This is a genomic window from Pseudomonas sp. RL_5y_Pfl2_73 (assembly GCF_963970515.1).
Taxonomy (GTDB): domain Bacteria; phylum Pseudomonadota; class Gammaproteobacteria; order Pseudomonadales; family Pseudomonadaceae; genus Aquipseudomonas.
Genome location: NZ_CAXAPD010000009.1, coordinates 1 through 12971, shown reverse-complemented (window position 1 = coordinate 12971; position 12971 = coordinate 1). Strand labels below are relative to the sequence as shown.

7 protein-coding genes are annotated in these 12971 nt (G+C 62.2%); 1 reads left to right on the top strand and 6 read right to left on the bottom strand.

The annotated features are described in order from the left end of the window. Window positions 1–2: 2 nt before the first annotated feature. Genes AACY42_RS10820 through AACY42_RS10810 form a run of 3 tightly spaced genes read right to left on the bottom strand, consistent with a single transcriptional unit; the run spans window position 3 to window position 5649 of the window. Window positions 3–3122, bottom strand: a complete 3120-nt coding sequence (locus AACY42_RS10820; protein ID WP_339479214.1) for an efflux RND transporter permease subunit — start codon at window positions 3120–3122, stop codon at window positions 3–5. Beyond that, a complete protein-coding gene (locus AACY42_RS10815) occupies window positions 3119–4168 on the bottom strand; it encodes an efflux RND transporter periplasmic adaptor subunit (RefSeq protein ID WP_445261744.1) in 1050 nt (349 codons plus the stop codon). The genes AACY42_RS10820 and AACY42_RS10815 overlap by 4 nt, the downstream gene beginning before the upstream one ends. 50 nt (window positions 4169–4218) lie before the next feature. Beyond that, the gene (locus tag AACY42_RS10810; protein ID WP_339479213.1) at window positions 4219–5649 is read right to left on the bottom strand and encodes an efflux transporter outer membrane subunit; all 1431 of its coding nucleotides are present in this window, start codon (window positions 5647–5649) and stop codon (window positions 4219–4221) included. A gap of 299 nt (window positions 5650–5948) precedes the next feature. Between AACY42_RS10810 and AACY42_RS10805 the strand changes: the two genes are divergently transcribed. Continuing rightward, on the top strand, window positions 5949–7289 hold the full coding sequence (locus tag AACY42_RS10805; RefSeq protein ID WP_339479212.1) for a diaminobutyrate--2-oxoglutarate transaminase family protein: 1341 nt from the start codon (window positions 5949–5951) through the stop codon (window positions 7287–7289). A 92-nt stretch (window positions 7290–7381) separates the two neighbouring features. Here AACY42_RS10805 and AACY42_RS10800 read toward each other — a convergent pair whose 3' ends face one another. The 3 genes from AACY42_RS10800 to AACY42_RS10790 form a co-directional block, all read right to left on the bottom strand. Continuing rightward, a complete protein-coding gene (locus tag AACY42_RS10800) occupies window positions 7382–9343 on the bottom strand; it encodes a MacB family efflux pump subunit (RefSeq protein ID WP_339479211.1) in 1962 nt (653 codons plus the stop codon). 2 nt (window positions 9344–9345) lie between these two features. Further along, complete coding sequence (macA, locus tag AACY42_RS10795) at window positions 9346–10497, bottom strand: macrolide transporter subunit MacA (protein ID WP_339479209.1); 1152 nt, start codon at window positions 10495–10497, stop codon at window positions 9346–9348. A 78-nt stretch (window positions 10498–10575) separates the two neighbouring features. Beyond that, the coding region (locus AACY42_RS10790) for a non-ribosomal peptide synthetase (RefSeq protein ID WP_339479208.1) at window positions 10576–12971 on the bottom strand (2396 nt) is incomplete at its 5' end.

The following is a 12971-nucleotide window of genomic DNA, read 5'->3' as shown; positions in this document are numbered from 1 at the left end:
GTTCATTGACCGAATCGAGTACTTGTTGGGGGAATACTGTTTTGCCCCTCAGCCTCCCCTGCCGCGCCAGCTTCCACTAGCGTTCGAGTGCGACGCTTCAACCCTTCCAACGCATCGTCCACGTAAGTAAAAATCACCGGCACCACCAATAGGCTCAACAGCGTCGACGTCAGTAACCCCCCCATGACCACCACCGCCATCGGTTGTCTGAAGCTTGGATCCTCGCCCATGCCCATTGCCGTCGGCAACATCCCGGCGCCCATCGCAATGGTGGTCATCAGGATCGGACGGGCACGCTTGTGGCAAGCATCCACCAGGGCATCGTATCGACCCAGGCCATAATCGCGGCGAGCCATGATGGCGTACTCCACCAACAGAATGGAGTTCTTGGTCACGATGCCCATCAACATCAACAAGCCAATGACCGATGGCAGGGAAAAACTGAAGTTGCACACCAGCAAGGCCAGTAAAGCGCCCCCCAGCGACAGCGGCAGTGCCGACAGAATGGTGGCCGGTTGCAAGAAGTCGTGAAACAACAACACCAGGACCGAATAAATACAGAACACGCCGATGGCCATGGCCAGGCCGAAGCTGGCGAACAACTCCGTCATCAATTGCAGTTCGCCTTGCTCCACAACTTTCACTTCGGCTGGTAAGTTGCGCATCACCGGCAGTTGGCGGGCCTCGCCCATGACCTCACCCAGGTTACGACCGTTGAGTTCGATAGACAGGGTGACATTGCGCAGGCGGTCCAGTCGGCTGATTTGCGCCGGCCCGCTGCCCATGCTGATATCCCCCAACGAGGCCAGGGCGACCTGACCGTCTCGACCGGTTACCCGCAATTGGCTGATCGCCTGCAAGTCGTCGCGCAACAGCGAGTCCATGCGCACCCGCACGTCTACCTGGCGCTGGGACAAATTGATCTTGCCCAGTTGCGAGGAATATTCGCCATAAGTCGCCATGCGCAAGGTATCCGCGATGTCTTGACTGGTAATGCCCAGTTCCGCTGCCCGGGCAAAATCCGGTCGCATCTGGATTTCCGGTCGTTGCAAGGCGCTGCTGGACGAGACATTGCCGATCCCGCGCAACTCACGCAACTGAGGCTCAAGGGCACTAGCCGTACGCTCTAGCAGATCACCGTCGTCACTGGCAAGCACGATATTGAGCTTCTCTCCGCTGCCATCGCCGCCAACGTTGATGCGTACCCCCGGGAGTGTGCGCAGCACCTGGCGCATCTGCGCTTCGACCGCCACCTGCTTGCGCTCACGCTCGTCCCGGGGCGCCAGTTCCACCGTCAGGACCGCATCGCCGGCGCCGGTGATATCGGCGGGCCCGGCGCCCGAGTTGCTGGCGGTCCCCACCGAGCTGAACACATGCGTGACGTCGGGTAGCTCGCGCAGCCGTTCGCTGGCCTGCAAGGCCATCGCGGTGGTGTGTTCCAGCGTCGTTCCCGGTGGCAACTCCAATGTGATTTTGCTGCGCCCGGTGTCCTGCGCTGGCAGGAAGCTGGTGGGCAACGACGGGACCAACGCCAGAGCACCGACGAAGCACAGGCCGGCCAGGCACATCGTCGTCTTGCGCCGGGTCAGGCTGGCGTGGATCCAGCCCAGGTAGCGGGTCATCAAAGGGCTGTCTTGGTCGGTTTCATTTTTTGCCTTGAGAAAATAAGCCGCCATCATCGGCGTCAGCAGTCGCGCCACCAGCAGTGAAAACAACAGCGCAACCGACGCCGTCACACCGAACTGGCGGAACAGTTTCCCGGCGATGCCCCCCATGAACGCAGTGGGCAGGAACACCGCGACCAAGGTGACCGTCGTGGCGAGCACCGCCAGGCCGATTTCATCCGCCGCCTCGGTGGCGGCTTGAAGCGGGGTCTTGCCCCTGCGCAAATGTCGCGCGATGTTCTCGATCTCGACGATGGCATCGTCCACCAGCACGCCGATGACCAGCGCCAGGGCCAGCAGGGAAACGGCATTGAGGGTAAAACCGGCCAGGTACATCACCCCGAAGGTGGGGATGATCGACAGCGGCAGTGCCGTGGCGACGATAAGCGTGGCGCGCCAATCCCGCAGGAACCACCAGACCACCAACACCGCCAGCAGCATGCCTTCGTAAAGCAAATTCATCGAGTCGTGATAATTGGCGAGCACGGCCTTGACCGTGTCACTGGCTTCAACGATCTGCACGTTGGGATGCTGTTTCTCAAACGCGCTCATGGCCTTGCGCACGTCGTTGGCGACGCCGACATCGGAGAATCCCAGGGAGCGGGTGACCTGGAAACCGATCACCGGCCTGCCATCGTGAAACGCCCGGGTGCTGCGTTCGGCGTGGCTGTCACGAATGTCGGCCAACTGACCCAGGGCAAGCAGGCGGCCATCGCCGCTGGGAATGTCGATCGCACCGAGAGCTGCCGGATCGTCGATGGCGCCCAAGGTGCGCATGGCTTGCTGGCCGCTGCCCAAGTTGCCCTGGCCACCGGAGTTGTCTTTTTGCATGGCCCGCAACTGGTTGGCGACGTCCGTGACGCTAATGCCCAGGCCCGCCATCAGCGCTGGATCGAGATTGACTTGGACTTCCCGGTCGACACCGCCCATGCGCGCAATCATCGCCACCCCGGGCACCGCCAACAGCTGTTTGCTCAACTCATTGTCGACGAACCAGGACAAGGCTTCTTCATCCAGGTTGTCGGAGTCGATGACATAAGTGAGCAACGCCGAGGCACTGGTGGTCAACCGGGAAACCGACGGTGTGTCGAGGCTCGCCGGCAGTTGCGCCATGGCGCTGTCGACCGCGTTGCGCACCTCGTTGAGCGCCTCGTTGCCATCCTTGTCGATGTCAAAACTGACGCTGATGTTGACGGCACCGTCGGTAATGGTCGTCGTCACGTGTTTGAGCAGGCGCAGGGACGTCAACTTGTCCTCGATCTTGCGCGCCACTTCCGTTTCCAGTTGCTCCGGGGCCGCGCCTTCCAGTGAGGCGCTGATCACCACCACCGGCAGATCCATGTCCGGAAAGTCCTGGATGGCGAGCTTTTCAAAACCCGACAAACCAAAAAGTGTCAGCAGAATGAACAGCATGACAGCCGGGACCGGGTGGCGGATCGACAAGGCTGAAATGTTCATGGTTGGGCGACCTGGGATTGAACGAGGGTCACACTCGCACCATCGTTGAGGAACGCACCGCCGGCGCGCACGATGCGCGCAGGTTCATCGAGACCGCTGAGGATTTCCACGGCCTGATGCATGCGCCGACCGATCACCACCGCTCGCTGGACCACATGCATGTCGTCATTAAGCGTGAACACATAGGAACGCCCGTCCCGCAGGATGACGGCCGTATCCGGTACCGTGATGGCCTCGCGCGGCGCCAATTCGATCTGGCCGCTGGCATACATGCCGGCCTGGGCGGCGCTGTCGGTTGGCAGGGAGACGTAGATCAGCCCCCGGCTGGTCTTGGTATTCAACGTGGGCGATACCAGTCGCACGCGCCCTTCCAGGCTCTGGCCGTCGGGCAATGTCATACGGGCGACCTGGCCAGGCTGCACTTGGGCCAGCTGGCGGGCATCCAGCTCGGCCTGCCATTCGATGCGGCCGTCGCGCACCATGCGAAACAACTCGTCGCCGGCAGAGAGCACCTTGCCAAGCAACGCCGTGCGCGCCGAAATGACGCCATCGTCCACCGCGACGACACGGGTCTGTCCGAGTCTGATCCGCGTGCTCTGTAATTCAGCACGGGCGCTGGCGAGGTCAGCCTCGGCGAGCGCGACCTTGATTCGGTAGTCTTCGCGCTGTTGCTCCGATAATGCCCCGCCCTGTCCGACGACCCGGGCACGACGATCATTGGAACGGGCCTGTTCCAGGTTGGCATCAGCCTGAGCGACGAGCGCCTTCTGTTTATTTTCCTCGGCAACCACCGTTTCGCTGGCCAGCGTGGCGAGCAATTGACCTTTCTTCACCCGGCTGCCCACATCGGCCTCAATGCTGGCGATGCGCAGGTTACTGGTCTCGGCATTGATGACGGCCTCCTGCCAGGGGGCGAGCGCGCCATTGGCAAACAACAATTGCGGCCAGATCTGGCGTTGCGCCTGAACGACTTCCACGCTCAAGCTGCTGACCCGGGGGGCGGCCTCGACCGGTTCAGCGCCTCGACGAAAATAGATCAATGCCACCACGATCGCGCACACCACGATTGCCAGCGCGAATTTGCCCGGTCTCGACCTCACGCGCCGTCTCCGCCCAACGCCCGGTTCCGCGCCAGGGGCTGATCGGCTTGCCAGCCACCTCCCAGCGCCTTGTACAGGGCGATCCAGTAACGCACTTGATTTTGCTGCAAGGTGATCAATTCAATCTCGGCAGTCAGCGCCTGGCGGCGTGCGGTTTCTCGGTCGAGCAGGCTGACGTTACCGGCCTGCCAGCTGCGATCGATGGCCTCGAAAGACTCCCTGAAACCCGCAGTGGACCGCTCCACATCCGACTCCCGGCGACGTGCCGCATCGAGGCGCACCAGGGCCTGCTCCACCTCCATCACACCGGTTCGCAGCGTTTGGCGATAGACCGCCAGGGCTGCGTCATACGTGGCTTTGGCACCCTCCGCCGCCGCGCGACGCTTGCCACCGTCGAACAGCGGAATCGACAGCACCGGGCCCAGCGACCAGGAGCGGTTGCGCTGGCCCACCATGGTACCCACGGAAATCGTCCCGGAAAGACTCAGGCTCGGCAGACGATCCGCCTGGGCCACGCCGATCTCGGCATTCGCCGCTGCCAGCTCGCGTTCGCGGGAGGCGATGTCCGGGCGCTGGCGCAGCAAGTCGGCTGGAATCTGTTGCACGTTGAGTTCGGCCGGTTGCGGCAGTTGCGCCGGCGTGTGTCCGAGCACCTCCAGCAGTCGCCCCTCATCACTGCCTGTCAGCGCCACCAGGCTCTTGAGCAGCACCTGGCACTCACTCTGCTGCTGGACCAGCGTCGCGGCGCTGCTGGCTGCACTGGCATCGGCCAGCGCCGCGTCGGCGGAGGACGTGAAGCCGGCCCCGAACGACTGGCGCGTCATGCGCGCGGTGTCTTGTTGTGACTGGGCCTGGTCGCTGTAGGCCAGTACCAGCTTTTGGCAGCCCCGGTATTGCACGTAGTAATCACCGACCTGGGCCGCCAGCGAAACCCGCGCGTCATGCCAGTCGTCAACCCGTGCCTCGACGCGGGAGCTGGCTGCTTCATTGTTGCGACGCAACTTGCCGAACAGATCGAGTTCCCAGGCGGCATCCATCATTGCTGAGGAGCCTGAGCCCCCGAGACGCGTCGAACCCGTCTGCTGCCCGCCTCGGCCACCGGACACTCTGCCGTCGAACTTGGGCAAGGCATCGGCGGCGTCACTGTCGGCCGTCGCACGGGCCAGCGAGATATTCGCCCAAGCCTGATCCATGGACGGACTATCGGCTTCGGCTAGGCGCAACAGCTCGGCCAGCGCCGGGTCATCGAATTGCCGCCACCAGTCGGCCAACCCGGCGACGGACGCGCCATGGGGCACCGGCGCCTGCCACTTGGCAGCGATCGGGATGTCTGGCACCCGGTAGTCAGGGCCCAATACGCAGCCACTCAAGGCCACCGCACACAGCGTCACCAGCAATATGCTCTCTGGGGGCTTGAAGACATGCATAGCGTTCTCTAGGGGTGTCAAAGGTGAAAACAGCAAGGCACCCGGCACCGGCACCGGCACCGCTCAGGGAGGTGGCAGATTATTCACGATGGCTTGATGAGGCTCATGTGGCAGATATTTAACCCCGCGCGCGCTCCGATGTCTGGCGTGGAAATTGGGGACAGCTGCCGGCTGGAAAACTCGCGATAACGTCGAGGGCCTGTTGAAATGAGCCCGACCTGCCCAGTAATGGCTGCACTTGCTGTCGAGCATGAATGGCCCCGCTCGGTTCACTCTCCATAGCCAATGGATGATCGAATATGGAAGCACTCACTTACCTCGAAAAAATCGAATCGAACGCACGCACCTATGCGCAGACTTTCCAGCGACTGTTCGTCAGCGGCAAGGGCATGCGTATCAAGGACGCCAGCGGCCAGGAATTCCTCGATTGCCTGTCAAACGCCGGGACACTGGCCCTCGGGCACAACCCGCCCGAAGTCCGGGATGCGGTGATGCGCTTCCTCGACAGCGACCACCTGCAGCAGGCACTGGACCTGGCCACGCCGGCCAAACACGTGTTCGTGCAGGAGCTGTTCTCGATGTTGCCGGCGAAAATGCGCGACACCAGCAAGATTCTCTTCTGCGGGCCCAGCGGTTCGGATGCCGTCGAGGCCGCCATCAAGTTGGCCCGTTACTACACCAAGCGCTCGCCACTGATGGCGTTCCACGGTGGCTACCACGGAATGACGGCCGGCGCGCTGTCGGCGATGGGCAAGCTGACGCCCAAGACCGGCGATGGCTTGATTGCCCAAGGCACGCACTTTCTGCCCTTCCCCTACAGATTTCGCTGCCCGTTCGGCACCAATGGTGAGCACACCGATCAACTGTCCATCGACTACATCCGCACCGTCCTATCGGACCCGGAAGGCGGCGTCGCCAAACCGGCGGCGGTCATTGTCGAGGTGGTGCAAGGCGAAGGCGGTTGCATCCCGGCCTCGGCCAACTGGCTGCGGGCCCTGCGGGAAATCACCCTCGAACAGGACATCTTGCTGATCGTCGACGAAGTCCAGACCGGCCTGGGCCGCACCGGCAGCACATTCGCCATCGAGCACGCCGGCATCGTCCCCGACATCCTAGTGCTGTCCAAAGCCATCGGCGGTGGCTACCCACTGGCGGTGATCGTGTATGCCGAGCATCTGGATACCTGGGGGCCTGGCATGCATGCGGGCACCTTCCGCGGAAATCAGGTGGCGATGGTGGCCGGCGCGGCCACCATGCAGCAAATCAGGAAAGACCATCTCGTCGCTCATGCCGCCCGGATGGGTGAACGACTGGAGAGCGGCCTGCAGGACATCGCGCAGCGTTTTCCATTCATTGGCGACATCCGCGGTCGCGGGTTGATGATCGGCGTGGAAATCACCCAGCCTGCAGACAACCCGCGCACCGGCCAGGCTGACGGCGCCCGTGCACACGCCATCAAGCTCAACTGTTTTGACAACGGCTTGATAATGGAAACCGGCGGGCGCCATGGCGCAGTGCTCAGGTTCCTGCCACCCCTGACCATCACAGAGACCGAGGTCGGCATGGTGCTGGAGCGTTTCGAACAGGCGGTGAGGAAAGTGGCTGAAGCTCGCCCGCATGCGGCACGCGTAGCGGTATAAAGGAGCCAGGCACAACCTATGGGGTATGTGGCCAGGGAGCTTGCTCCCTGGCCACAGAGATCTATGCCAGGCTTCAAGCCTGGCGGGCCGACTCAATCCCTTGCCAATGCATTGATCGGATCGAGCCGCGCGGCATTGCGCGCGGGCACGAAGCCGAACACGATTCCGATCAGGGTCGAACAGACGACAGCAGTGACGATCGATCCCATCGAGAACACCATCTGCCATTCCTTGACGAAGATCGAAAAGACGTAGCCGATACCAAACGACAGGGCGATTCCAATCATCCCGCCCATCAGACACACCATCACCGCCTCCACCAGGAACTGCTGGCGGATGTCGGACTGGCGTGCGCCGACGGCCATGCGGATACCGATTTCGCGGGTACGCTCGGTCACCGAGACCAGCATGATGTTCATCACACCGATGCCACCGACCACCAGCGAGATGATCGCAATCAACGAGAGCAACAGCGCCAGGGACTGACTGGTTTTCTGCACCGTCTGCAGCACGCTGTCGAGGTTGTAGGTGAAAAAGTCCTTGATACCATGGCGTTGGGTCAGGAGCTTGACGACGTTGTCTTCCACGACCTTGCTCGGTTGACCATCCTTTATCCGCACCGTAACGCTGTCCAGGAAGCGCTGGCCCAGCAACCGGCCGGCCGCCGTCTCATAGGGCATCCATACGTTCAGGTTCTTGTTGGTATTGAATACGCTTTTACGATCTTCGGTCACGCCGATGACCGTGCAAGGCAGGTTGTTGATGAGAATCACCTTGCCCAGCGGATCGGTATTCGGGCCAAACAGTCGCTGGCGGGTGTTATGGTCGATCACCACCACTTGTGACTGCCGTCGGGCATCGTCCTTGCTGAACGCGACGCCTGCGCCGATCTTGATCCCGCGCACCTGGAAATAGCTCTCGCTGACACCGTTGACGGTCGCGTTGACGTCGATGTTTTCAAAGCGCAATAGCAGATTGCGGCCAACGTTGGGGGTCGCGCTGTCGATGTAATACTGATCGCTCAGGGCCGTGACGTCGGACAACACCAGGGTTTCGATCGCGGTCGAGCGACTGTCCCCCCAGTCAGCCCCCGGCATGATCTCGATCGTATTGCTGCCAATCGCCTGGATGTCCTTCAGGACATACTCCTTGACCCCTTCGCCGATGGCCACGATCGAAACCACCGAGGTGATGCCGATGATGATGCCCAACATGGTCAACAGGGTACGCATGCGATGGGAAATCAGCGCCACCCAGGCCATGTTGAACGCTTCGCTGAACAGGCCGAAGCTGGCGAGCAGGCTGTTCGCCGGCTTGACCTTGGGCGGGCGTGTGCCTTGTGGCGCCTGGTCCTCCAGCGGTTGCTGCGGATTGGGCCGATCACTGACAATCTCGCCGTCGCGGATCTCGATGATGCGCTGGGCATGGGCGGCCACTTTTTCATCGTGGGTCACGATGATAACTGTGTGCCCCGCCCGGTTGAGTTCCAGCAGGATCTTCATCACCTCCTTGCCACTGGTGGTGTCCAACGCACCCGTAGGTTCGTCTGCCAGAATGATATCGCCGCCGTTCATCAGGGCCCGGGCGATACTCACCCGTTGCTGCTGGCCACCCGAGAGCTGGCTGGGCCGATTGCTCAAGTGCCCCACCAACCCCAGGCGTTTCAACAACTCCCCGGCACGGCTGTGCCGTTGCGACTCGGCGGCACCGGCATAGATCGCCGGCATCTCGACGTTGTGCAAGGCGCTCAGGTGCGGCAACAAATGGTAGCGCTGAAAAATGAAACCAAAGTGATCACGGCGCAACACCGCCAGTTCCTGGTCGTTCATCGAACCGGTTTCGCGCCCGTCCACCTTGTAGCTTCCGGCGCTCGGATGGTCGAGGCAGCCAAGCACGTTCATCAAGGTCGACTTGCCGGAACCGGACGCCCCGGTGATCGCAACCACCTCGCCGGCATTAATCGTCAGGTTGATGTCCTTGAGGGCGATAAAAGCCTTTTCGCCGGCGAGGAAACTGCGGGTAATGCCCTTGAGTTCCAGCAATGGTTGGGTCATGGTCAGGCTCCCGCCACGGCCGGGGTCGGCTCACCAATGACAACCTTGTCACCTTCGGCCAGGCCATCCTTGATCTCGACCCTGACGTTATTGTTGATGCCCAGGCGCACGTTACGCGGCTGGGCCTTGCCTTCGGCATCCAGCACACGCACCACGTAGCTGCCATCCTGGTTTTTCCCACCCAGGGCGGCGACGGGAACCGTCAACACGTCCTTGGCCTTGTCCAGGACGATACGGACCTGGGCCGTCATCGAAATGCGCAGGCGATGATCAGGGTTCGGCACGTCGAAGAGGCCGTTGTAGAACACTGCGGTATTTTGCTTCGGTGTCCCGGCAGCTTGGGTCTCGAGGAAGTTCTGCGGCGCCGGTTCAGTGCCGCGCAGCTTGGCGTAATACCGTTTTTCCGATTCGCCCAGGATGGTGAAATACACTTCTTGGCCCGGCACGATGTGAATCACATCGGCTTCCGACACTTGCGCCTTGACCGTCATGGTGTCGAGGTCGGCGAGCTTGAGCAGGACCGGCGCCAGTTGCTCGGCGATCACGGTCTGGCCTTCCTGCGTCACGATCCCCACCACATAACCATCGATCGGCGCGACGATGTGGGTGTAGGCCAGATTGACCCGCGCGGTTTCCACCTGGATGCGGGCGTCCTTGATCTGGGCATTGAGGGACAGCAGGTTTGCCTCTTCCACCCTGTAGTTGGACTCGGCGGTCTCGTACTCCTGCTTGGAGATGGCATCGTCCGGTTGCAGTTTTTTGTAGCGATCATAGGTGGCCTTGGCGTCCTTGAGTTGCGCCGCCGTGGCCTGCCGCTTGGCCACCAGGTTCTCTTCGTTGACCAGGGCCTGGCGCAGTGAGTTCTGCGCCAGCATCGGGTCGATTTCCGCCAGCCACTGGCCCTTCTTGACCTTGTCGCCCAACTTGACCTTGAGCGATTTCAGTTGGCCCGACACCTGGGCACCGACGTCGACTTGCTTGACGCCCTCGAGCGTGCCGGACGCCAGCACCGCGTTCTCGATGTCTGTGCGTTCGACCGCAGCGGTCAGATACTCCGGCGGTTTGCCCGGCGATTGCGCGCTGTAGAAAATCAGACCAGCCACCACGACCAGTACGAGCACGATAGCGATTTTGCGAAACTTCGACTTTTCCATAAATAACCATGAGTGCGTTGATTTCAGAACCGACCAGCGTGGCGCCGGGTTCCGTGGATGCGTGTCAAGGAAGGACAGTCATACGCAATCACTGGCAGCCTCCTCGTCGAGCATGGGGAGGCCGTCCTGCCACCAGGCTGCCAGGTTGTGTACGTAAGGGGCCTTGAGGATCGTGAAGTGGTTGCCCGGACCGTACCAGATACTGAGGTCAGGGATATGCTTGCGCCATCCTTCGATCATTTGTTCCTGTTCACGCTTGTTACCAGCCGTGTCCAGGGTCGGATCATTGGCCAGCACCAACCGCACCGGCCCGGTGTAGCGATGTTGCGGCTGATAAACCGTGCGCAGGGCCGTACCGAAAGCCCGCGCCGGACCGCGCATCGAATCCACCGCCGAACGCTGCGGTAGCATGCCGGCCCGAACCATGCCGGCATGCAGCAAGCGCATCTGCACGGTATCGTCCTGGGTTCCGAAAACCGTGGTATCGATACCCAGGGACTTGCCGGAGGCCAACTGCATCGCCTCGATCAGCCGATTAAGCACCCCCGTCGCGGTATAGGGCTTGCCCACCACCCCGTTGCCGCCCGGGGACTCGCTGTCGATCAGCGTCAACGAAGCCACCTTGCGACCGCGAGCATGCAGGCGGGCCGCCATCTCGAACACGATCCAGCCGCCGAAGGAATGCCCCAGCAGATGCACCGGCCCCTCCGGCTGCACCTTATCGATCGCTTCGAGATACGCCTGGGCAGCGGTTTCCACGAGGCTGAAAGGTTCTGTGCTGCCGTCCAGTCCACGGTGTTGCAAACCATGGATAGGCCATTCCGGACCGAAGGCATCGGTCAGCCCGATGAAACCGGTCACGCTGTCGCCAGCTCCCGGAACACAGAAGATCGGTGCCCGGTCGGCGCGTCCGCCCTGAATCGTCAGCAGCGGCTGGTAACGGTTCCTCGGCGAAGGTGCCGGACGTGCGGCGGCAGTACCCAGTGCAATGGTGATGGCTTGGCCCAATGCCTCGACCCGCGGGGCCTGCATCATCGTCTGGTGGTTGCCCGGCACCTTGACGCAGTGCATCTGCGTCTTGGGCAGGACAGCGTCCCAACCCAGGTAGCCGGAATGTTCAGGCGCGTCGTCTTTGCGCTCCTCGGCAATCAGCAGGTGGACCGGCACGGAGATCGGATAGACCGAGTAATGGGCCAACGCATGACCGTGGGCGACCTCGCGATCCAGGTACTGCCAGAGCTGGGCCACGCTATACTCCGCCAGCTCAGGCGGGAGAAGGCCTTCGTCGTAACAGTGTTGCACCAGGCCTTCGAACGCGAAGTCGTTCAGTCGAGTCTGCAGGCGGGCCAGTTTTTCGAGCACCAAGGCGAGCTCCGCCTCCTTCAGGACACCGGCGTTCCAGAACACCTCGCAGCGGTCCAGCAAATGCCGTGCGTGGGCTTCACCCGGTGACCAGCGTTCCCTGCCCTGGTCCACCAGCCGTGGCAGGTAGCTGTCGATCAGGCCGAGGAACTCGACCTCTTCGTCCAGGCCAACGAGCTGGATGGCGATCTCGTAGGCCAGCACGCCGCCGAACGACCAGCCAGCCAAGCGATAAGGGCCCTGTGGCTGTACCGAGCGGATGACGCCCACCAACCGTGAGGCCAGGCACTCCATCGTCAGCAACTGCGGTTCGCCCCACGGGATGGCAGGCAGGCCATAGACTGGAATATCCGGATCGATGTGCTTGCCCAGCATCGGGAAGTAAAGATCCAGGCCGCTGAACTCATGCACCAGGAACAGCGGGTTCTGCTGGCCGGTGGTGCGCACCGGTATAAACGCCTCCTGCACCTGAATTTCGCTGGCACGGGTCTGCAGCCACAACGCCATGGACGCGACATTTTCGTGCTGGAACAACTCGGCCAGCGACACCGTCAAGTTGGCTTCGGCCAGCCGCCCCAGCAAACGAACCGCCAGCAGCGAATGCCCACCCAGTTCGAAGAAGTTGTCATGGCGACCGACCTGTTGCAGGCCCAGCACGTCTTGCCAGATCTGCGCGAGCACGGTTTCGAGCTCACCTTGCGGAGCCTCGTAGACACGGCTGAAGACAGAGGCCTGGTCCGGTGTTGGCAAGGCCTTGCGGTCGAGCTTGCCGTTGACGGTCAACGGCAAGGCATCGAGCCGCACGTAGGCCGCCGGCACCATGTAATCCGGCAATTGCCCCTGCAAATGAGTACGCAGCGTCTCGATGTGTGGCGCAACGTCCAGGTCCCGCGGCGTGAAGTACGCCACCAGGCGCTTCTCGCCCGGGGTGTCTTCGCGCACCAGCACCACGGCGTCCTTGACCGCGTCATGCTGGCCGAGCCGGGCTTCGATCTCGCCCAGTTCGATACGGAAACCGCGGATCTTCACCTGGTCGTCGTTGCGGCCCAGGTAATCCACCGTGCCGTCCGCGCGCCAGCGGGCCAGGTCGCCGGTGCGATACAGCAAGGCAC